Annotated in this window: 21 protein-coding genes; 18 read left to right on the plus strand and 3 right to left on the minus strand. The window is 67.7% G+C overall.

What is annotated here, in order from left to right:
• Positions 1–117 precede the first annotated feature (117 nt).
• Both G342_RS0100615 and G342_RS22765 read left to right on the plus strand, forming a co-directional pair.
• Entirely contained in the window at positions 118–2328 is a 2211-nt protein-coding gene (locus G342_RS0100615) for a Wzz/FepE/Etk N-terminal domain-containing protein (RefSeq protein ID WP_018181158.1), read from the plus strand.
• A 22-nt stretch (positions 2329–2350) separates the two neighbouring features.
• On the plus strand, positions 2351–3409 hold the full coding sequence (locus G342_RS22765) for a glycosyltransferase (protein WP_018181159.1): 1059 nt from the start codon (positions 2351–2353) through the stop codon (positions 3407–3409).
• Here the strand turns inward: G342_RS22765 and G342_RS22770 are convergent.
• On the minus strand, positions 3406–4503 hold the full coding sequence (locus tag G342_RS22770) for an endo-1,4-beta-xylanase (protein ID WP_018181160.1): 1098 nt from the start codon (positions 4501–4503) through the stop codon (positions 3406–3408). The genes G342_RS22765 and G342_RS22770 overlap by 4 nt on opposite strands.
• A gap of 128 nt (positions 4504–4631) precedes the next feature.
• Here G342_RS22770 and G342_RS22775 point away from each other — a divergent pair, with 128 nt between their 5' ends.
• Both G342_RS22775 and G342_RS0100635 read left to right on the plus strand, forming a co-directional pair.
• Positions 4632–5429 (plus strand): WecB/TagA/CpsF family glycosyltransferase, encoded by a 798-nt coding sequence (locus G342_RS22775; RefSeq protein WP_018181161.1) that lies wholly within the window; start codon positions 4632–4634, stop codon positions 5427–5429.
• 11 nt (positions 5430–5440) lie between these two features.
• The gene (locus tag G342_RS0100635; RefSeq protein ID WP_018181162.1) at positions 5441–6631 is read left to right on the plus strand and encodes a glycosyltransferase; all 1191 of its coding nucleotides are present in this window, start codon (positions 5441–5443) and stop codon (positions 6629–6631) included.
• A 58-nt stretch (positions 6632–6689) separates the two neighbouring features.
• Here the strand turns inward: G342_RS0100635 and G342_RS25060 are convergent, their stop codons facing one another.
• Positions 6690–7766, minus strand: a complete 1077-nt coding sequence (locus tag G342_RS25060; protein WP_018181163.1) for a glycosyltransferase — start codon at positions 7764–7766, stop codon at positions 6690–6692.
• 81 nt (positions 7767–7847) lie between these two features.
• Here G342_RS25060 and G342_RS22785 point away from each other — a divergent pair, with 81 nt between their 5' ends.
• The 7 genes from G342_RS22785 to phnE (G342_RS0100675) all read left to right on the plus strand — a co-directional run bounded on the left by G342_RS22785 (position 7848) and on the right by phnE (G342_RS0100675) (position 15377).
• The gene (locus tag G342_RS22785; RefSeq protein ID WP_018181164.1) at positions 7848–9314 is read left to right on the plus strand and encodes a glucosamine inositolphosphorylceramide transferase family protein; all 1467 of its coding nucleotides are present in this window, start codon (positions 7848–7850) and stop codon (positions 9312–9314) included.
• A gap of 93 nt (positions 9315–9407) precedes the next feature.
• Entirely contained in the window at positions 9408–10607 is a 1200-nt protein-coding gene (locus G342_RS0100650) for an adenosylhomocysteinase (RefSeq protein WP_018181165.1), read from the plus strand.
• A gap of 59 nt (positions 10608–10666) precedes the next feature.
• Complete coding sequence (locus G342_RS22790) at positions 10667–11449, plus strand: IclR family transcriptional regulator (protein WP_018181166.1); 783 nt, start codon at positions 10667–10669, stop codon at positions 11447–11449.
• A gap of 236 nt (positions 11450–11685) precedes the next feature.
• The gene (gene phnC / locus G342_RS0100660) at positions 11686–12492 is read left to right on the plus strand and encodes a phosphonate ABC transporter ATP-binding protein (RefSeq protein WP_018181167.1); all 807 of its coding nucleotides are present in this window, start codon (positions 11686–11688) and stop codon (positions 12490–12492) included.
• A gap of 62 nt (positions 12493–12554) precedes the next feature.
• Positions 12555–13493, plus strand: coding sequence for a phosphonate ABC transporter substrate-binding protein (gene phnD / locus G342_RS0100665; protein WP_018181168.1), 939 nt, complete (start codon positions 12555–12557; stop codon positions 13491–13493).
• Positions 13494–13605: 112 nt separating this feature from the next.
• Complete coding sequence (phnE, locus tag G342_RS0100670; RefSeq protein WP_018181169.1) at positions 13606–14490, plus strand: phosphonate ABC transporter, permease protein PhnE; 885 nt, start codon at positions 13606–13608, stop codon at positions 14488–14490.
• Positions 14487–15377, plus strand: a complete 891-nt coding sequence (phnE, locus tag G342_RS0100675) for a phosphonate ABC transporter, permease protein PhnE (protein ID WP_018181170.1) — start codon at positions 14487–14489, stop codon at positions 15375–15377. The genes phnE (G342_RS0100670) and phnE (G342_RS0100675) overlap by 4 nt, the downstream gene beginning before the upstream one ends.
• Positions 15378–15534: 157 nt before the next feature.
• Here the strand turns inward: phnE (G342_RS0100675) and phnF are convergent, their stop codons facing one another.
• The gene (gene phnF / locus G342_RS0100680) at positions 15535–16284 is read right to left on the minus strand and encodes a phosphonate metabolism transcriptional regulator PhnF (RefSeq protein WP_018181171.1); all 750 of its coding nucleotides are present in this window, start codon (positions 16282–16284) and stop codon (positions 15535–15537) included.
• 160 nt (positions 16285–16444) lie between these two features.
• Between phnF and phnG the strand changes: the two genes are divergently transcribed.
• From phnG to phnL, 7 genes are read left to right on the plus strand one after another with little or no spacing between them, the layout of a single operon-like run.
• Positions 16445–16855 carry a phosphonate C-P lyase system protein PhnG gene (phnG, locus tag G342_RS0100685; RefSeq protein WP_026303978.1) on the plus strand — a complete coding sequence of 137 codons (411 nt, stop codon included), beginning with the start codon at positions 16445–16447 and terminating at the stop codon, positions 16853–16855.
• Positions 16855–17454, plus strand: coding sequence for a phosphonate C-P lyase system protein PhnH (gene phnH, locus G342_RS0100690; protein ID WP_018181173.1), 600 nt, complete (start codon positions 16855–16857; stop codon positions 17452–17454). The genes phnG and phnH overlap by 1 nt, the downstream gene beginning before the upstream one ends.
• Before the next feature lie 2 nt (positions 17455–17456).
• The gene (locus G342_RS0100695) at positions 17457–18551 is read left to right on the plus strand and encodes a carbon-phosphorus lyase complex subunit (protein ID WP_018181174.1); all 1095 of its coding nucleotides are present in this window, start codon (positions 17457–17459) and stop codon (positions 18549–18551) included.
• Positions 18548–19453, plus strand: a complete 906-nt coding sequence (locus G342_RS0100700; protein ID WP_018181175.1) for an alpha-D-ribose 1-methylphosphonate 5-phosphate C-P-lyase PhnJ — start codon at positions 18548–18550, stop codon at positions 19451–19453. Before G342_RS0100695 ends, G342_RS0100700 begins: the two co-directional genes overlap by 4 nt.
• Positions 19453–19950: a GNAT family N-acetyltransferase gene (locus tag G342_RS22795; protein ID WP_018181176.1), complete on the plus strand. Its 498-nt coding sequence runs from the start codon at positions 19453–19455 to the stop codon at positions 19948–19950. Before G342_RS0100700 ends, G342_RS22795 begins: the two co-directional genes overlap by 1 nt.
• Complete coding sequence (phnK, locus tag G342_RS0100710; protein WP_018181177.1) at positions 19947–20735, plus strand: phosphonate C-P lyase system protein PhnK; 789 nt, start codon at positions 19947–19949, stop codon at positions 20733–20735. Before G342_RS22795 ends, phnK begins: the two co-directional genes overlap by 4 nt.
• A complete protein-coding gene (gene phnL, locus G342_RS0100715; protein ID WP_018181178.1) occupies positions 20732–21439 on the plus strand; it encodes a phosphonate C-P lyase system protein PhnL in 708 nt (235 codons plus the stop codon). Before phnK ends, phnL begins: the two co-directional genes overlap by 4 nt.
• The last annotated feature ends 14 nt before the right edge of the window (positions 21440–21453 follow it).

Below are 21453 nucleotides of genomic sequence, written 5' to 3' on the forward strand. Positions count from 1 at the left end.
GCGTGATCATTATCGTTTACATATCCTTAATCTGGCGGGCACCATAGTCCTTGGTGCCGGGTGGGCGGACCGGCCGTTTTCGAGTCATGCGCATCACGATCTCGTCCATGGAAGACAATGGCGGCCAGGGCCAATTTTTCGATCACGCGACCACCGGAAACGGTTGCCGAGCGTGGGGCGGCGTTTGATCCGGGCTCGGATCAGATCGACCTCTCCGCCCTGTTCGCGCTGCTGCTCCGGCAATGGCTGCTGATCCTGTTGACGCTCGCGCTGTTCCTCGGCGCGGCCTTCGCCTATGTCACCTTCGCCGACAGGGTCTATCAGGCGACGACGCGCGTCCTGCTCGATCCGCGCGACAAGCAGCTCGTCGGTCCCGAGGTGGTCCGACCGACCCAGGGCGTCGATCTCTCCTGGATCGAGACGCAGGTCGATCTCGTCACTGCCTCGGCGACCCTTCGCAAGGTGGTCGACAGCGAGAACCTGATCAACGATCCCGAATTCGGCGGCGGCGAGGGGGCCGACCTCGAAACGGTCCTGAATTCCCTCGCCAAGCATGTGCGCGCCGAGCGCGCCGCCGAGACCTATGTCATCGACGTCATCGTCTCCTCGACCTCGGCCGAAAAGGCGGCGCTGCTGTCGAACGCCGTCGCCGAGGCCTTCGTCGTCAGCCAGACGGAAGCGAAGCAGAACGCCGCGCGGCAGGCCAACCTGCTGATCGCGCGCCAGGTCGACGATCTGCAGGCGAAATCGCGCCAGGCCGACGAACGGCTCGAAGCCTATCGCAAGAAATTCGGCTTCGTGCAGGTCGACGGCCGCCCTGTCGACGAGCAGACGCTCCGCCAGCTGAACGAGGCCAATGTCACGGCGCGGCTGCGGGCCGATGAAGCCTCGGCCCGCTTGGCGCAGCTCGATTCGATCGCGCGCACCAGCGGCGGCGATCTCGCCTCCGCCCTGTCGACGATCGATTCGCCCGTTCTGGCCCGCCTGAAGCTCGACTATGCCGCCGCGCTGCGCCAGCAGACCGAGCTCGCCGAGACGCTCGGCGGCCGTCATCCGCGCATGCAGACGGCGGCGGCCGACGTGGCCCGCAGCCGCAGCCTGATCACGCAGGAGCTGGATGCCCTGGCGGCGAAGGCGCGCGTCGAGGCGGATCTGGCCAAGTCGCAGGTCGCCAGCACGGCCACGGCGCTGGCCGCCGCGACCAACAAGGTGAACGACACCAGCGATGCCAGCGTGGCGCTGCGCGAGCTTGAGGGCGAGGCGGCGATTCGCCGGGACGCCTATCGCGCCTTCGTCGCGCGCGCCCAGGAAACCGGCTTGCAGGAGAACCTCCAGGTCTCCGATGCCCGCATCATCAGCCCGGCGCAGATCCCGCTCTATCCGTCCTCGCCGAAGAAGAAGATCATTCTGGGCCTGGCCGGTATTGGCGGGCTTGGCGTCGGCATCGCCCTGGCGCTCTATCGCGGCCGCTCGCGCCTGCTCGTCCCGCCGCGGCAGGTGGCGCCGGTCGAACCCCTGTTTGGGCCGATCACCGAGCCGGCCCCCGTGACCGTCGCCGCCGCGCCTGCCGATGATGGGCCGGTCGATCATGCAGCCAGGCTGGCCCCCGCCGCCACGTCGATCGCGTCGCGGGCCGGAGACATCCTCGCGGAGATCGCCGTTCCAGGCTCGCTGGCGAGTGGCGAAGTGCTGACCGAGACCGTCGCCGGCGCGCGGATCAGCAATGTTGCCCACGCCGCGCAGGCCGAGTTCCGGGCGCTCGCCGCGAAGCTCACCCCGCCGGCCGAGACGGAGGGGCCCGCCGTCCACATCCTGTTCGGCACGGCCGCCAGCGGCGCCATCGCCTCGGTCGCCTATGGCCTCGCCCGCGCCATGGCGGAGGGTGCGGTCGAGACCCTGCTGATCGACGCCAATACCGGCGCGGCGACGACCGGCACGGCGCTGATCGGCGAGGATGCACCTGGCATTCTCGACGTCACGCTCAGCGACATGGATCCGGCGGCGATCGGCACAAGGCTGAAGGATGCCTCGATCGTGCTGCTGCCGGCGGCGAGCGCGCAGCGGCGGCACGAGATCGGCGATCACGGCGACCGGCTGGTCCAGACCATCCACGACGTGGCCGACGGCTTCGAGCGGGTGGTGGTGGATCTCGGGCCGTCCTGCCCGCCGGCGCTTTTCAATGCGCTCTTGGCGATCGCCGACGATGCCGTCATGGTGGTCGATGCCGAAGAGGCGGGGACGGACGCGATCGTCGCCGCCTATGGCGATCTGCGCGAACTGGTGCCGGAACTGCGCGGCATGGTAGCGGTGCGGGCGACTTCCTCCTAGAGACCGCAGCGAAGGCCTGACCATGGCGCGTCCATCTGTGCTCATCATCGACGAAAGCCATCTCGGCCGCCATGTGACGGGGCTGGAGCGGATCACGCTCGAGCTGTTTTCGGCCAAGGCGCTGGCGCCGCTATCGGTCGAGCGCGTGCGGGCCTCGGGCATTCGCGGCATGATCACCGCGCAGACGGTGCGGCTGCCGTGGCGGCTGGCGCTTAACCGCCGCGCCCTGGCGCTCTGCCCTGGCTTTCCGCCCTCGATCCCGCTGTCGCATTTCGGCAATCGGGTCATCCCCTATATCCATGACACCTTCCTCCTGACCCGGCCGCAGGACCTGAACTGGCGCGCTCGCCGCTACATGGTCCCGGCCTTCGCCTTTGCGCTCAAGCGGCTGCCCTGGCTGCTGGTCAATTCCGAAACGACGCGCGGCGAGCTCGCCGGCTTCGCCCGCCCTGATGCCGAGATCTCGCTCTACCGGCCGCATGTCCGCGATGTCTTCGGCATTGCCGGGCAGGCGTCCCGGCCGCGCCATTGGGCGCCCGGCGAGACGCTGCGGCTGATCGCCATCGGCACGGTGGAGCCGCGCAAGAACCTGCGCGCCGCGGCGGCGATCGTTGACGCGCTGCAGGCGGGCGGCCTCGACGCGCATCTCGATGTCGTCGGCCGGCTCGGCTGGGGCGACGAAGCGGAGGCGCTGCGGGCGTCGCCCCATGTGACCCTGCACGGCTATCAGGAGCCGGATCGTGTCCGCGCCCTGATCGGCGCCGCCCACGCGCTGATCTCGACCTCGCATGACGAGGGCCTCGGCCTGACGCCGCTCGAGGTCCAGCATGGCGGCCTCGGCGCCATCGCTTCCGACATCAAGGTGTTCCGCGAGGCGCTTGGTCCCTCCGGCTGGATGATCGATCCGGCCGACCCGGTGGCGAGCGCCGCCATCATCCGCGAGCGGCTGGCGCAGCCGGACGCGCTGGTCGCCGCCGCCGCCCAGGCGAAGGCCAATCTCGAGCGTTGGAACGCCGCCGCCGACCGGGACCATGCGGTGCTGATCGACCGCCTCGGCGCCCGGCTGGCATCGCTGCGCTAGCCGATACGCTTCTTCATCGCCGCGATGATGGCGTCGACAGCCGGCTTGGGCGCGAAGGCATCGTCGAAGGGCAGGGGGCGGGGCAGCCGTTTCGCATCCGGATCCGCCCGGCGCGCGGCATGGTTGTACCAGCTGGCGGAATCGGCGAGCTGCCAGGTGATCACCGTCTTGACGGCCGGCACGGCGAGCACAGCATCGAGAAAATCGCGATAGCGGGCCGCGACGGCGGCGTCACGCGAAGCGATGTCATCCGGGAAGGCGCGGTCGTCGACGTCGAGTTCGGTGATCCAGATATCGACCCGGCGCTCGCCGAGTTGATGCAGGAAATCCGCGAAGCCGGCGTCGTCGAAGGGCCGGCCCGGGTCCAGGTGGCCCTGCAGGCCGACCGCGTCGAGCCGCACGCCATCGTCCTGCAGCCGGTCGACCAGCGTCAGCAGGCCGCGCCGCATCTTCGCGCCGTCCTCGGTCCAGACCTCGGTCATCGCCTCGTTGAGGACAAGCCTGGCGCGTGGGTCGGCGGCCTGCGCCCGCTGGAAGGCGCGCGTCACATAGCCCGGTCCGAACGCCTGCAACCACGGTCCGTCGCGAAAATCGCCCGGCAATCCATGCCCTGGCCAGAACGGCTCGTTGACGACGTTCCAGGAGGGCAGGCGGCCGGCGAAATGGGCGACGGTCTCGTCAATATGGCGGTCGAGCGCCTTTCGCTTGCCAGCGTTGGAGAGCTTCATCAGCCAGTCCGGCCGGCTTTCGTTCCAGGCGAGCGCATGGCCGTGCACGGGAATTCCGGCCGGCGTCGCGAAGGCGAGGATCGCCTCGGCGTCGCCGGGGTGGAACTGATCGGCGCGCGGGCGCAAATGACTGAAGGTGAGAGCCCAGTCGACCGTGTAGATCCGCGCCTCGCGATGGTAGAGAGCCGCCTGGGCCGGGATCCGCAGGGTGTCGGCGGCGATCGAGGTGCCGAAGGTGACGCCGGCGCGGGCGGCGACGCCGCCGAGCGTGGCGTCGGCCGCGGCCGCCGGCTGCAGGCCGAGCGGAAGCAGCGCGGCGGACAGGCCGGCGCCGGCGCAAAGGAAATCGCGGCGAGACGGCTTCACGAGGCTCCAACCCTGCTTTGGTTCCGGTCTTTTTAACCTCTCAGCTATATCGGTATCGGGCAAGGCGAGCGACTGCCGGGGCGGAGGCGTCGGATGCGCTCAACGAATCATGGGAATGCGAGGTCGTGATGATGGCAAGTCCTGACAGTTCCCGGACCGACGTGCCGAAGGATCTGGTGCGGATCGGCGAGGGACGCGTCAACATCGGCACCCAGGCCGATCTGATCGACCGCATCATCGCCGACGCGAAGGCCGGCCGGGGCGGAACCGTCTTCACGCTCAACCTCGATCATCTCGTCAAGCTGCGCAGCGATGCCGGCTTCCGCACCGCCTATGATGCGGCGACCTATGTCAGCGCCGACGGCTCGCCCGTGGTCAAGATCGCGCGCCGGCAGGGTGCGCCGGTCGATCTGGTGACCGGGGCCGATCTCGTCGTGCCGCTTTGCAGGGCCGCCGCCGCCGCCGGCGTCTCGATCCATCTGTTCGGTACCTCGGACGCCATTCGCGACGAGGCGGCCGCGAAGCTCGTCGCCGACATTCCCGGACTGGTCATCGCCGGCTCGGAATCGCCGCCGCGCGGCTTCGATCCGGAAGGCGAGGCGGCGAAGGCAGCCGCCGGGCGGATCGAGGCATCGGGCGCGGGCATCTGCTTCGTGGCGCTCGGCGCGCCGAAGCAGGAACTCTTCGCCCATGCCGCCACCAGGCAGCCGGGCGGCGTCACCTATGTCTGCATCGGCGCGGCGCTCGATTTCATCTCCGGCCGCAGCAAGCGCGCGCCGGTCCTCTTCCGCCGCACCGGCACCGAATGGGTCTGGCGCTTCATCCAGGAGCCGCGCCGGCTCGGCATGCGCTACGCGCGCTCGATGGCGTATTACCTCGGCTACCTGATAAAAGGACCCGAAAAGCCCCGCGACGGGCGCGGCTGAGGGTTTCATCCATGACGCATCGGCTGACCATGCTGCATCCGATCGATCCGCGCGGCTCCAAGGTCGGCGGCATCGAAACGCATGTCCGCCTGATGTTCGAGCGCCATCCGCCCGATTTCTCCGTGCTGCTGGTCGGCGTCGACGAGCGGGGCGATCTGGAGCTCGGCAAGGTGGTCAAGCTGCCGGTCGGCGACCATACGATCGACTTCCTGCCGGTCGTGCACATCCCGGACGAAGAGATCCACGGCGCCGCCAAGAAGCTCTGGGAGTCGGTGACGCTCCGCTTCGCGCTCGGCGCGCTGCGCTACCTGCCGACGATCCGCAAACTCGGCGCCGCGCCGCTGGCGACGACGGAGCTGCAGCGTTTTGAATTCGCGCCGATCGGCCGGATGCTTGGCCGGCCCGTCGTGCAGCTCGTGCATGGCGAGGGCAGCCGCAAGGACCAGATGGATTCGCTGATCAAGCGCTTCTGGTACATCAACGCCATGAACGAACGGATCGCGCTCCGCCTCGCCAGCCGCATCGTCTGCGTCAACCAGAACATCATCGAGCGCTTCAAGAAGGTGATGCCGCAATTCGTGGCGAAGTCGGAGCTCCTGACCGTCTCGGTCGACATGGACCGCTTCGCCTTAGCGCCGTTCCCGCAGGACGATGTCTTCCGCATCGTCTTCGCCGGCCGCCTCGACACCTTCAAGGATCCGCCGCTGATGTTCGAGACGATGCGCCGCCTGCATCAGGCGCGCGACGGTCGTTTCGAGTTCCACTATATCGGCACCAGCGACCCCCACCGCTTCGCCGAATTCGCCGCCATCGAGTCCTTCACCATCCGGCACGGCTTCCAGAATTCCGACGGGGTCGCGGCGATCCTGCGGCAGTGCCATTCCGGCGTGCTGACCTCGTTCTTCGAGGGCATGCCCTGCTACCTCCTGGAATTGCTGTCGACCGGCCGCCCGATCGGCGCGATCCGCCTGCCGCAATTCGATCCATTAATCGTCGATGGCGAGAGCGGCTTCCTGGTAGAGCGTCCGGCCGATCCGGCGGCGGCTGCCGAGCAGATGACGGCGGCCTTCCTGAAACTCTTTGACGATGTCCGCTCCGGTCGCCTCGACCCGGCGGCGATCCGCGCAAAAGCGGTTCCTTATTCGACCAAGGTGCAGATGCCGAAGCTGTTCGAGCGGCACCGCGAACTGGCGCGCGCGTAGACTTTTTCGGGTCGCGTTTTCTTGACGCGAACCGGTCTCCGCTTCGCTCGAAAAGCTCTCAGCCCTTCCGCACGACCTCGTCGAGCAGCCTCGCCCAGGCGGCGAAGCCTGCTTCGCTGGAAAAATGCCGGGCGCGGGCGATCCGCAGCGCAGGATCGCCGGGATCCGCCAGCGCGGCGTCGATGCCCGTCGCCATCGCCGCCGCATCGCCGATCGGAACCAGCGTGCCGAAGCGGCCGCCGTCGAGGATCTCGCGCGGGCCGGCGCAGCGGGTCGAGACGACGGGCAGGCCGGCTGCCAGCGCCTCGACCGCCACCATGCCGAACGCCTCGGTTCGCGACGGGATCGCGCAGAGCCTTGCGCGGGCATAGAGCGGCGCCGGATCGGTGAAGCCTGCGAAATGGACACGGCCGGCGAGGCCGAGCGCGCCGGCCTGCGCCTCGAGCGCGGCGCGATCCGGCCCGTCGCCGGCAATCGTCAGCGTCGCGTCGCGGTGCGTGACGAGGGCGAAGGCGGCGAGCAGATCGTCAAAGCCCTTTTCGCGCGACAGCCGGCCAACGGAGACGATCTCGGGTGGGCGGGCCGCCAGCCTCGCCGCGTCGAGGTCGACATCCGGCAGCGGCACCGGCACCGGATTATAGATCCGCACCGTCTTGTCGGCCTCGGCGCCCCAGCGGTCGACCATCACCGTCCGGAGCGTGTCGGACACGCAGACGATCCGGCTGCAGAATTTGGTCAGGATCGGCATGCCGTAATAGGCGGCGGCGCTCAATTTCCCGGTGCGGTATTCCTCGAAGCCGTGGAACGAGACGACGAGCGGCACGGAGGAACGCGCCCACAGTCTGGCCAGCGCCAGCTTGGTGGCGTTGGCCGAAAGCGCCGAGAGCGCGACATCGGGTCGGAACCGTCGCAGCAATTGGGCGAGAGCCGCGATCTGCGCGCGATTGCCCTGCGGCAGCACCTCGATCCGGACCGCCGGATCGATCGGACCAGCCTGGTCGCCGGCGCCATCGACGGCGAGGATGACGTCGTCACCCTTGGAAGCGAAATGCGAGGCGAGCAGCGCCCAGACGCGCTCCGCGCCGCCGCCGCCGGCGAGCGATCGCGTGTAAAACAGATACTTACGCTTTTCCATTAGCCTCGAATCCACCCGCCCGGAGTCGTTCGCCTCCGAGCCCTAATGCCTGATGCGCTCCGCGCCAAGGAGAGAGATGCCATGCGGATCGATATCCGGCTCGACCCGACGAACTTGCGCGGCTGGCACAAGGAGATCGTCACGAGGCTGGCGACGCTGCCGGGTTGCGAGATCCGGCTCGTGCGGGGAGTGGCGGCGGTCCGTCTACCACAGGGCGCCGACATGCTGTTCATGCTGGAGCGCACCCTGTTCCACGCCGAGCATGGTGCGCTGGCGGGCGGCATCGCCTGGGCGGACCTCCGCGTACCGGAGGCCGATGGCATCGCGCCGGACCTGTTGATCGATCTCTGCGGCGATGGCACGAAAGTGGCGCCGGTACTCACGCTCCGCTGCGATGGCAGGGATATCGAGGCGGGTGCGCTGCTGGCCGTGCTCGACGAGCGCGCGCCCGTCTTCGAGACGGTGCTTGCGATCGACACGGGGACCCGCATCCTGTCGGCCTGGCGGCCGGCGGTGGAGAACCCGCGCAGCGCCACCGCCGCGCTCGGCATGCTGCTCGGCCGCGCCGCCCATATGCTGGTGCAGGAGGCCGTCCGGCTCGCCGAGGGCATTCTGCCCGGCAGCCTCGCCGCCGCGCCCGTTCCGTCCGCGCCGCATCGTTCCGCCGCCGGGTTCCTCGCCGCCTCGCTGGCTTCCCGCATCAAGGGCCGGATCGCCCGCCAGCTTGGGAAGGCGCCCAACTGGTATGTCGCCTGGCGCGATCGCACGGATGCCTCCGACGCGCTGCCGGTGATCGGCCCGAGCGGATTTCGCCGCCTTGCCGACGACGGCGCGCGCTTCTACGCCGATCCGTTCCTCTGGGAGCAGGACGGCCGGCGCTTCCTCTTCGTCGAGGAATTTCCCTATGCGACCGGTAAGGGCGTCCTTTCCCTTTCCGAGATCGACGCGGCCGGCAAGGTCGAGACGCCGCGCGTCATCTTCGAGACGGATTGCCATCTCTCCTATCCATTCCTGTTCGAGCATGAGGGGGCGATCTGGATGATTCCGGAAACCTCGTCCCGCCGCACCGTCGAGCTCTATCGCGCCGACCCGTTCCCGGAGAGCTGGACGCTGCATTCGGTGCTGCTCGAGGGCGTCGATCTCGGCGACGCGACCTTGCAGAAGGTCGGCGACAGTTGGTGGATGTTTGCCGGCTCGCGCGAGCGCTGGACGTCGAGCTGGGACGCGCTGTCGCTCTACCATGCCCCGTCGCCCTTCGGGCCATGGCAGGCCCATCCCGGCAATCCGGTCCTGGTCGATCTCCACGCCGCCCGCCCGGCCGGCCGGATCCTCGACGTCGACGGCCGGCTGATGCGGCCGGTGCAGAATTGCGACGGCCTCTATGGCGCGGCGCTCGGCTTCGCCGAGATCCGTTCGCTGACCCCGACCGACTATGCGCAAACCCTCGCCGTCACGGCGCTGCCCTGGGGCGACAATCTCGGTCTGCACACCTTCAACCGCAGCCGGACGCTGGAAACGATCGACCTTTTTGGTCCGCGCTCCGGCTGAAAGCGTTCTCTATCGCGACGCTCAAGGGCCGTCTTGACTCCATCTCCACAAATATGAAAAAGATTTTTGCATAGGAAAATCGGAGATCGGGACATGACGACGGCGACCCTGGTGGAAAGCGATCTGGTCGAGCGGGGCGGCAAGCGGATCGACTGGATCCGGTCGCGGATGCGGCTGCTCGCCGGCGTGCGCGCCGATTTCGAGCGGGAAAAGCCCTTCGCCGGCCTCACGATCGGCGTGTCGCTGCATCTGGAACCGAAGACGGCCGTGCTGCTCGAGACCTTGCAGGCGGGCGGGGCTGATATCGTCGGCACCGGCAATCACGGCTCGACGCAGGACGACATCGTCGCCGTGCTGAAGGCGCAGGGCATGCGGCTTTACGGCAAGCGCGACGACGATCTCACGCAGCACTTGAAGAATGTCCGGAGCGTCGTCGCGGCGAAGCCCGACATCCTGCTCGACAATGGCGCCGACCTCGCCGCGCTCGCGATCGAGGCGGGCACGGAAGGCTCAATCCGGGGCGGCACCGAGGAGACCACCTCGGGCGGCGACCGGCTGCGCGACGAACTCGCCGGCAAGGTGCCGTTCCCGGTCATCGTCATCAACGACAGTCCGCTGAAGCAGATCGCGGAGAATCGCCACGCGGTCGGCCAGTCGATCGTCGAGAGCTTCATGCGGATCACCAATCTGATGATCCCCGGCCGCCGTTTCGTCGTCGTCGGCTATGGCTGGTGCGGGCGCGGCATTGCGCAATATCTGGATGCGCTCGGTGGCCGCGTCGCGGTGGTCGAGAAAGATCCGATCAAGGCGCTGGAAGCGGCGCTCGACGGCTATCGCGGCGGCACGATCGACCAGCTGGCGCCCTGGGGCGAGGTCTTCATCACCGCGACCGGCCGGCCGGGCGTGATCGGCGCGGCAGCGATCGCCAAGATGCGCTCCGGCGCCATCCTCGCCAATTCCGGCCATTTCCCCTGGGAGATCGACGTCGCGGCGCTGCGCCAGACGGCCGTCGGATCCGCGCTCGTCGACGATTCGCTCGAGCGGATCGAACTCGCCGACGGCCGGCATGTCGTGCTGGTGGCGGACGGGCGGATGTTCAATCTCGCCGGCCGCGAGCCGAAGGGCAATTCGATCGAATCGATGGATATCGGCTTCATGCTGCAGGCGCTGTCGCTGGCGCGGGTGGCCGGCGCTGGTCGCGCGGCGCTGGTGCCGGGCGCCCAGCCCGTTCCCGCCGACATCAACGAGACGATCGCCCGCCGCATGGTGGCCGAGATGACCGTCGATCTTTAAAAGCCATCGCTCCGGGCGTCGTGTTGCCGCGCGGAGCGATCGAGGAGCGGAGCAAGCGGATGAGGGTCGAGGCGACTGGCGAGAGCCCGAACTATGGCGTGCCGGCGCTCGACAAGGCGCTCGACATCCTCGAACTCCTGGCCGGCAGTCGCGAGGGCAAGACGCTCGGCGAGATCGCCGCGGCGGTCGATCGCTCGATCAATCAGATCTACCGCACGCTGGTGACGCTCGAACGGCGCGGCTACCTGTTCCGGGCGCGTCCGTCCGGGCTCTATTTCCTGTCGCTGATGATGTTCGAGCTGGCCCACCGGCAGGAGCCGATGCGCGGCCTGATCGATATGGCGCTGCCGGCGATGCGGGTTTTGAGCGAGGCGATCGGGCAATCCTGCAATCTGAGCCTCCATGATGCCGGCCGCGTCGTCGTCATCGCGCAGATCGACAGCCCCAGCGCCTTTGGCTTCCGGGTGCGCGCCGGTGCGACCTTCCCGCTGTTCGAGAGCGCGACGGGGCGGCTTCTGATGGCGTTCGAGCCGGAGGAAAAGGTGCGGCCCTGGCTCGATGGCGCGGATGCCGCCGTGCGGGCGACGATGCCGGCGCGCCTCGCCGTCCTGCGCGAGCAGGGCTACGAGGAAGAGGCGGATGGCCTCCAGCCCGGCATCACCGATCTCGTCTTCCCGATCTTCAGTCGCGATGGGCGCGTCGTCGCGGCGCTGACCGTTCCCTATGTCGCGACCAGTTACAGCCGGCGGCCGATCGCCGACGTGCGCGTCGCGGCGAACAAGGCCGCGACGGACATATCCGCCGCGATCGCCGGCGCGGTCGAGGACGCCCAGCTCTCCTAGGGCTCAGCCCTCGTATTTCTCCAGCAACGCCTCGTGGCCGAGCGGCATGGTGGAATCTCCAGCGTTTTCCGGGGTCGGCGAACGTCGAGATGCTTGATGACACAACGATGACTGAGCCGGCAAACCAGATTACGCCAGCAAAACCCGGCAGTCGCGCAGTGATTCACAGGGGTCTTCGACTGTCACAAAAGCTTTGCTTCGAAATTGCATGATCTGCCCAATCGGGAGATCATGACATGTTGGTTCTGGACGGCGTCGCACGACATTTCAACCACAAGGCTGCGGTCAGCGACGTCAGCCTGACGATCGGTTCGGGAAGCTTCGTCGGCGTGATCGGACGATCCGGCGCCGGCAAGTCGACCCTGCTGCGCATGGTCAACCGCCTGGTCGATCCGACCTCCGGCGCGATCCGCTACGGCGATGTCGACGTCACCAAGCTGAAGGGCAAGGCGCTGCGCGACTGGCGCGCCCGCTGCGCCATGATCTTCCAGCAATTCAACCTGGTCGGCCGCCTCGATGTGCTGACCAACGTGCTGATGGGCCGCCTCAATACCGTTTCGACGCCGCGCTCCCTGCTGCAGCTCTGGAAGGACGAGGACCGCGCCGTGGCGCTCTCGGCGCTGGAGCAGTTCGACATCGCCGGGCTCGCCGCCCAGCGCGCCGACAGCCTGTCCGGCGGCCAGCAGCAGCGCGTCGCCATCGCTCGCGCTCTTGTGCAGGAGCCGGAGATCATCCTCGCCGACGAGCCGATCGCCTCGCTCGACCCGCGCAACACCAAGGTCGTGATGGATGCGCTTCTGCGCATCAACCGGCACTACGGCATCACGGTCATGTGCAATCTGCATTCGCTCGATCTCGCCCGCACCTATTGCGACCGGCTGATCGGCATGTCGGCCGGCCGTGTCGTCTTCGACGGCGTGCCGGCGGAGCTGACCGAGGACGTCGCCCGCGACCTCTACGGCCTGGAGGCCGAGGACGTCCTCGATTTCGAGCCGGCCACGTTGCCGGACCGTCTGCCCGGCGCCATCGCCGCCGCGGCCTGAAGCCTGCCTTTCCGCATTCGAAATGGCGCCGCATCGGCGCTGCCAACCGCTGGAGACTACCGATGTTGAACCGCCGCACCCTGATCGGCGCCGCTGTCGCAGGCCTCGCGCTTGCCGGTGTCGCAACGCCCGCCTTCGCCGATTGGAAGGGCGATTTTCCGGAACTGACGATCGCCGTCATCCCGGCCGAGAACGCCTCGACCACCGCCGACCGCTACCAGCCGCTGGCCGACTATCTCGGCAAGCAGCTCGGCGTTCCGGTCAAGCTGGCCGTTGCCACCGACTACGCCGCCGTCATCGAGGCGCAGCGCGCCGGCAATGCCCAGATCGCCATGTATGGTCCGGCTTCCTATGCCCGTGCCGTGCTGACCGGCGTCGAGATCGACCCGGTCGTCGTGCCGCGTCATTCGAACGGCGCCACAGGCTATTATTCGGTCGTCTACACGCTCGCCGACGGCCCCTACAAGACGATCGACGACCTGAAGGGCAAGACGCTGGCCCTGGTCGATTCCAACTCGACCTCCGGCAACAACGCGCCGCGCTTCTTCCTGCATCGCGACGGCAAGGACGTCGATAGCTTCTTCGGCAAGGCGATCTTCGCCGGCAGCCATGACAACGCCGTCCTCGCGCTGGCCCAGGGCACCGTCGACGCCGCCGCCAATTCTTGGAACTCGGAAGACGATTCCAACCTGACCCGCATGATCTCCAAGGGCATTCTCAAGAATGCCGACGGCAAGCCGATGACGAAGGAAGACTTCCGCATCGTCTTCAAGTCCGACTTCCTGCCGGAAGGCCCGTACTCGATCCTTTCCTCGCTGCCGGCCGAGCTGAAGACCCAGATCAAGCAGGCCTTCCTCGACATGCCGAAGAACGACGCCAAGGGCTTCGCCGCGCTGTCGGACGGCAAGGACACGGAATTCGTCGCCGTCGAGCCGGCCGCCCTGCAGCCGATCATCGATATGGTCAAGTTCAACGACGAGCAGCGCAAGAAGGGCTCCTGAGCCTCTTCCAGCCTTTCGAGAGGCGGCCGGTGATCCGGCCGCCTTTTTCGTAACCGCCGCGTGTCGCGGTTCATTCCTGCGGGAATGAAGGAAACAAGCGGAGAATTGTCTCTTGGCGACCGCCATAGCAAAGCTTCCGGACCAGCAGGCCGCCGCCCTCGGGCGCGCCTATGCCCAGTCCGTTTCGGCCAGGCGGATGAAAACGCTCGCCGTCCTCGCCATCCTGGCGGTGCTGATCGTCATCAGCGCGCAGATGGCCGATGTCCGGCCGGCCAGGCTCGTCGCCAATATCGGCAATTTCGGCAGCTACATCGTCCGCACTCTGCCGACCATCACCTTCGACAATTTCTTCGCCGACATCCGCGCCTGGTACTGGAATTTCGGCGGCTGGTTCCGCCTGCTGGTCGAGACGATCCTGATCGCCTATCTCGGCACCTTCCTCGGCGGCATCCTCGCCTTCTGCCTCTGCTTCTTTGCCGCCGCCAATCTCGTCCGCAACAAGACGACGCGCTTTGTCGCCCGGCGCTTCCTCGAGTTCTGCCGCACCGTTCCCGACATCGTCTTCGCGCTGATCTTCGTCATCGCCTTCGGGCTCGGACCGATGGCGGGCGTGCTGGCGCTGACCATCCACACCGTCGGCGCACTCGGCAAGCTGTTCGCAGAGGTGGTCGAGAACATCGACATGAAGCCGGTCGAGGGGCTCTCGGCGACCGGCGCCTCCTGGCTGCAGATCGTCCGCTTCGGCGTGCTGCCCCAAGTCTCGTCCGGCTTCGCCTCCTACGGCCTGCTGCGCTTCGAGATCAACGTGCGCGGCGCCGGCGTCATGGGTTTCGTCGGCGCCGGCGGCATCGGCCAGGAGTTCCTGATCGCCATCCGCAATTTCTACTACACCGACGTCAGCGCCATCCTCCTGATGATCATCGTCACCGTGATCCTCATCGATCTCGGCACCGAACGAATCCGCCACCGACTGATCGGCATGGAGCGCATGCGATGAACACGGCCTCCGCAACGGTCTCCCCCGGCACCCGGGCGATCCGCTCGACCGCGCTCGCCGACATCGATGGCCTGAAGCGCCGCCATCCCGCCGCCTTCGCCTCGTCCGCCACCAAGCGGGCGCTCGCCATCGGCCTGCCGCTCGCCGCGGCGCTTCTGGCGCTCGGTGCCATGGTCTGGCTCGATTTCTCGCTGGTCCGGATCTGGAACGGCCTGCATCGGCTCGGCCAGTTCGCCGTGCTGATGATCCCGCCGGCGCCGGAAGGCCGGTTCATGGCCTTCTCGATCGCGCTCGGCGAGACGCTGGCGATCGCCTTTCTCGGCACGCTGACGGCGGCCATCCTCGCCTTTCCGGTCGCCTTCCTGGCGGCCAAGAACGTGATCCCGAACATCTTCGTGCATTTCGGCATGCGCCGGGCCTTCGATGTCTTCCGTTCGGTCGACACGCTGATCTGGGCGCTGATGTGGATCAATGTCGTCGGCCTCGGCCCGTTCGCCGGCGTGCTGGCGATCGCCTGCGCCGATTTCGGCGCTTTCGGCAAGCTGTTCTCCGAGGCGATCGAGGCGACAGACGGAAAGGCGACCGAGGGCATCGCCGCCTCGGGCGGCAGCAAGGCGCATCAGGTCCGCTTCGGCCTCGTGCCGCAGGTCTTCCCGGTGATCGCCAGCCAGGTGCTCTACTTCTTCGAGTCGAACGTCCGCTCGGCGACCATCATCGGCATTGTCGGCGCCGGCGGCGTCGGCGCTTATCTGACCGAGTTGATCCGCGTGCTGGAACTGAAGCAGGTCGCCTTCCTGATCCTGATGATCCTCATCACCGTCGCCGTGATCGACTTCATCTCGTCGAAGCTGCGCATGGCGGTGATCGGCAAGTCGAAGATGGTGTGAGTTCCTTGAACCTCCCGCTTGAGGGGAGGTCGAAGCGCCCTGGCGTTTTCGGGAGGGGTGATGCCTGCGCCGCTCCGGCATCGAGCCAAGCAGCCCCTCCCTCAAGGGGAGGGTTCTGGCCCTACGCGCTTCAAGACGGCGCGCTTCGTTCGAGCCCTCAGCTCTCGACCACGATCTCGGCCCGGTCGACGGAGAACATCGCCCGGGTGAACTGGATCGGCACGCCGTCGGGGTCGACATTGATGCTGTCGACGGTGAGCAGCAGCCGGCCCGGCGCCAGATCGAGCTTCGCGGCTTCCTCCGTGCCGGCGGGACGGGCCGAGATCCGCGTCTCCAGCCGCCGGTAGTCGGGGATGCCGCAGGCTTCCAGCGCCTGCGTGACGGTACCCAGCGATCGATAAGCCTCGATCAAACCGGCGAAGCGGGGCAGGGGGAAATAGGCGTTGCCGAGCGAGATCGGCGTATCATCCGCCATGCGGACCGTATCCAGCCTTGCCACCGGCGAGCCCTCTGTGAGGCCAAGCGCCTGGGCGACAACCGGATCCGCCAGCGTTTCGTAGCCGTCGAGCAGCTTGCCGCTGGCCTCGCGCCCGGCGCGGGAGACGTTTTCGGAAAAGCGCGTGCGGGCGCCGATCGGATAGGCGAGCGGCCGTTCCTCGACGAAGGTGCCGCGCCCCTGCGTCGTGCGAACGAGGCCCCGCGCCGACAATTCGGCGAGGCTTCGCCGCACCGTGTGGCGGTTGACAGCGAAGCGGACGGCGAGCTGCGCCTCGGTCGGCAGCTGCATGCCGGGGCGTAGCCGTCCGGCGCCGATATCCGCCTCGATCTCGTCGGTGATCTGCCGCCAGGCGGCAATACCGCGGCCGCGCGCGATCTCCGTCACGCTGCTGTCGTCACCCGGGCGCATTGTCTCTGTCATCAAATCGTCACTGGACCTGTTCATGTAGTTGTCTATACCATTAGACAAATCCAATGAGAAGCCACTGATGGATCTGATCATGCGACACCAAGCTTCCGGCGCTCCGCCGACTTCCCCAGCACCCGGTATCGCCCTTCGCCAGGCCGTGATGGCGGCCTGCGCCGGCGCCAGCCCGGCGGAACTCGTGCAGGCGCTGGCCGGGCTCGGCGACGTTCCGGCCGCCACCGATTTGCGCGGCACGGAGCAGGGTCTCGTCATGCTGCGCGGCCGGATGGGCGGCGACGGCAACCCGTTCAATCTCGGCGAGGCGACCGTGACGCGCGCCGCCATCCGGCTGCCGGATGGCCGCACCGGCTTCGCCTACCAGCTCGGTCGCGATGCGGCGAAGGCCCGCACCGCCGCCATTCTCGACGCGCTCTGGCAGGGCCCGGAGCGTGCCGCCGTCGAAGCGGCGCTGGCGCCGATCCGCGACCGCATCGCCGGGGAGGCCGCCGCCAAGGCGCGCCGCGTCGCCGCGACCCGCGTCAATTTCTTCACCATGGTCCGCGGAGAGGATTGATGTCCGCCCTCGCTATCACCGCCGGTTTCGCCGATCCCGTCATCGAGGCGCAGGCGCATTTCCATTCGCTGATGAACGCGCTGGCGCGTCCGGGCACCGTCCATGCCTTTCCGGCCGCCGTCGACGCGCCGGCGCCGCTGACGCCGGAACTGGCCGCCCTGGCCCTGACGCTGGTCGATCACGAGGCGACGCTCTGGCTCGACGCCACGCTCGCCGGATCGAAGCCGGTCCTCGACTATCTGCGCTTCCACACCGGCGCCCGCATTGTCGCCGACCCGGCCGAAGCCGCCTTCGCGCTGGTCGCCGATGCTGGCGCCATGCCGCGCCTCGCCGAATTCGGCCAGGGCACGGACGAATATCCGGATCGCTCGACCACCATCGTCATCGCGGTCGCGGCGCTCGCCACTTCCGGTGGCCTCGAGCTGACCGGTCCCGGCATCGAGGCGCGCGCCTCGCTCGGCGTCGAGCCCTGGCCGGGCGATTTCGTTTCCCAGCTCGCCGCCAACCGGGCCCAGTTCCCGCGCGGCGTCGATCTCGTTCTTGTCGCGGCCGGCCAGGTCGCCGCGCTGCCGCGCACGACGCACGTTTCGGAGGTCTGATCATGTATGTCGCCGTCAAGGGTGGCGAGGAAGCGATCGACAACGCGCATGGGCTGCTCGCCCATGAGCGGCGCGGTCCCATCTCGATCCCCGACCTTTCTCCCGACCAGATCGAGACCCAGCTGGCGCTCGCCGTCGACCGCGTCATGGCCGAGGGCTCGCTCTATGATCCCGCGCTGGCGGCGCTCGCCATCAAGCAGGCGCGCGGCGATCTGATCGAGGCGATCTTCCTCGTCCGCGCCTTCCGCACCACGCTGCCGCGCTTCGGCAATGGCGAGCCGGTCGAGACCGGCGCCATGGCGATCGAGCGCCGCATCTCGGCCACCTTCAAGGACCTGCCCGGCGGGCAGGTGCTCGGGCCGACCTTCGACTATACGCACCGGCTGATCGACTTCATGCTCGCCGCCGGCGTCACGCCGCCGCTGCCTGCCGAAGTCGAGACCGAGCACGAGGCGACACCGCGCGTGACGGATCTGCTCGACGGCGAAGGGCTGATCGAGCAGGAGCTGCGCGATGACACAGTCGAGGTGGGCGATCTCACCCGCGCGCCGCTCGATTTCCCGGCCGACCGGGATCTCCGCCTTCAGGCGCTTGCCCGTGGCGACGAAGGCTTCCTGCTGGCGCTCGGCTATTCGACCCAGCGCGGCTATGGCCGCACCCATCCCTTCGTCGGCGAGATCCGCTTTGGAGAGGTGATGGCCGAGTTCGTGCCGGAGGAGCTTGGCTTCGCCGTGCCGCTCGGCCCCGTGGCGCTGACCGAATGCCAGATGGTCAACCAGTTCCACGGCTCGGCCGAGCTGCCGCCGCAGTTCACAAGGGGCTACGGCCTCGTCTTCGGCCAGAGCGAGCGCAAGGCGATGTCGATGTCGCTGGTCGACCGGGCGCTCCGCACGCGCGAGTTCGGCGAGGATGTCACCGCCCCGGCACAGGACGAGGAATTCGTGCTGTCGCATTGCGACAACGTCCAGGCGACCGGCTTCGTCGAGCATCTGAAGCTGCCGCACTACGTCGATTTCCAGGCCGAGCTCGGGCTCGTCCGCCAGATGCGCTCCGAATATGCGGCGCGTCAGCAAGAGCTGAAGGAGGCGGCCGAATGAGCGCCGTGGCAGCGCCGCAGGCGAGCGGCTACAACTTCGCCTATCTCGACGAGCAGACCAAGCGGATGATCCGCCGCGCGATCCTGAAGGGGATCGCCATCCCCGGCTACCAGGTGCCGTTTGCCAGCCGCGAAATGCCGATGCCCTATGGCTGGGGCACCGGCGGCGTGCAGGTGACGGCGGCGATCATCGGCCCGGCCGACGTTCTGAAGGTGATCGACCAGGGCTCGGACGACACCACCAACGCCGTCTCGATCCGCAAGTTCTTCGCCAAGACCGCCGGCGTCGCGACGACGACGGAGACGAAGGACGCGACGATCATCCAGACGCGCCACCGCATCCCGGAGCGGCAGCTGACGGAAAAGCAGACGATCGTCTTCCAGGTGCCGATCCCGGAACCGCTGCGCTTCCTCGAACCGCGCGAGACGGAGACCCGCAAGCTGCATGCGCTGGCCGATTACGGGTTGATGCATGTGAAGCTCTACGAGGACATCTCGCGCCACGGCCATATCGCCACGACCTACGACTATCCGGTCGAGGTGGCGGATCGCTATGTGATGAACCCGTCGCCGACGCCGAAATTCGACAATCCGAAGATGCACATGTCGCCGGCGCTGCAATTGTTCGGCGCCGGTCGCGAGAAGCGCATCTATGCCGTGCCGCCCTTCACCAAGGTGCGCAGCCTCGATTTCGAGGATCATCCGTTCGAGGTGCAGCGCTTCGACAAGCCCTGCGCGCTCTGTGCGGCGACCAACGTCTATCTCGACGAGGTCGTGCTGGATGACCGCGGCGGCCGGATGTTCGTCTGCTCGGACTCGGACTATTGCGAGGAACGCCGGGCCGATGGCCATCGCGGCGAACTTTCCGGCGAGGCGCCGCACCTTGTCGGGGGAGCGGCGTGATGACCGACGTTTCTGTCCGCAAGGCGACGGAAGCCGACCTGCCGATCCTGCTTTCGCTCTATGCCCAGCCGGACTTCAACAATGGCCGCGTCACCACGCTCGACGCGGCGAAGGCGACGCTCGCTCGTATGGCGACCTATCCCGATTTCGCCGCCTATTGCGCAGAGATCGATAGCGAGATCGTCGGCACCTTCTCGCTGATGGTGATCGACAATCTCGCCCATTGGGGCATGTCGTCGGCGCTGGTCGAGAATGTCGTCGTGGCGAACGGCCATCAGGGCGGGGGCATCGGCCGCGCCATGATCCGGCAGGCGTTCCGGCTGGCCGAAGCGAAGGGCGCCTACAAGGTGGCGCTCTCCTCCAACATCAAGTCGACCAAGGCGCACGCATTCTACGAAAGCCTCGGCTTCGAGAAGTACGGCTTCAGCTTCCGGCTGGAGCCGGTTTCCGGCGATCGCGCCCTGCAGGTTGAACTCATCGACGGAGCCGCATCATGATGGCGAAGCTGAACGACAAGCCGCTGCTTTCCGCCCGCAATCTCGGCAAGCATTACGGCCAGCGGCTCGGTTGCCGCGATGTGAATTTCGATCTCTATGAGGGCGAGGTTCTGGCGGTGGTCGGCGAGTCCGGCTCCGGCAAGTCGACCCTTCTTGGCCTGCTGGCGACCGAACTCTCGCCGACGGCGGGCGCCGTGAACTACCGGATGCGCGACGGTGAGACGCGCAACCTGTTCGACCTGTCCGAGGCCGAGCGCCGCTTCCTGCTCCGCACCGACTGGGGCTTTGTCCGTCAGGATGCCCGCGACGGACTGCGCATGGGCGTCTCCGCCGGCGGCAATGTCGGCGAACGGCTGATGGCGGTCGGCGGCAGGCATTATGGCCGCATTCGCGACACGGCGAGCGACTGGCTCAACCGCGTCGAGATCGAGCCCGAGCGGATCGACGATCTGCCGAAAAGCTTTTCCGGCGGCATGCGGCAGCGCCTGCAGATCGCCCGCAACCTGGTCACGCATCCGCGCCTCGTCTTCATGGACGAGCCGACATCCAGCCTCGACGTCTCGGTGCAGGCCCGCCTGCTCGACCTGATCCGCGGCCTCGTCTCGGAACTCGGCCTCGCGGTCATCATCGTCACCCACGACCTCGCCGTCGCTCGCTTGCTGTCGCACCGCATCATGGTGATGCGCCAGGGAAGGGTGATCGAGACCGGCCTCACCGACCAGGTGCTGGACGACCCGCGCGAGGCCTACACGCAGCTTCTCGTTTCTTCGGTGCTCGCAGCATGACCCAGAACCTCGTCACCCTCGAAGGCGTCTCGAAGGCCTTCACCCTGCATCTGCGCGACGGGCTGAAGATCAGCGTCGTCGACAGCGTCTCCTTTTCCGTGAAGCCCGGCGAATGCGTCGTGCTCGGTGGCCCTTCCGGCGCCGGCAAATCGTCGATCCTCAAGATGATCTACGGCAACTACCGCTGCGATCACGGCCGCATCCTGGTGCGCGACGGCGACGAGGACATCGACGTCGCCACCGCCGAGCCGCGCCGCATCCTGGCGCTGCGCGGCTCCGTGATGGGCTATGTCAGCCAGTTCCTGCGCGTGATCCCGCGCGTCTCCTCGCTCGACATCGTCGCCGGCGCGGCCGCCGACAGCGGTGTGGCGCAGGCGGAAGCCTGGGCGCGGGCCGAGCGGCTCTTGACGCTCCTGAATGTGCCGGAGCGGCTCTGGAGTCTGCCGCCGGCGACCTTCTCGGGTGGCGAGCAGCAGCGCGTCAATATCGCCCGCGGCCTTGCCGCCGACCGGCCGGTGCTGCTGCTCGACGAGCCGACCGCCTCGCTGGACGCCGCCAACCGCGCCGTCGTGGTGCGGCTGATCGAGGAGAAGAAGCGGGCGGGCGCCGCCATCATCGGCATCTTCCATGACGAGGATGTGCGCCAGCAGGTGGCTGATCGCATCGTCGACGTGACGGAATTCGCTGCTTCGAAGGCGGCCTGAACCGCAACCGCATT

The organism is Kaistia granuli DSM 23481 (assembly GCF_000380505.1).
Classification (GTDB): Bacteria; Pseudomonadota; Alphaproteobacteria; order Rhizobiales; family Kaistiaceae; genus Kaistia; species Kaistia granuli.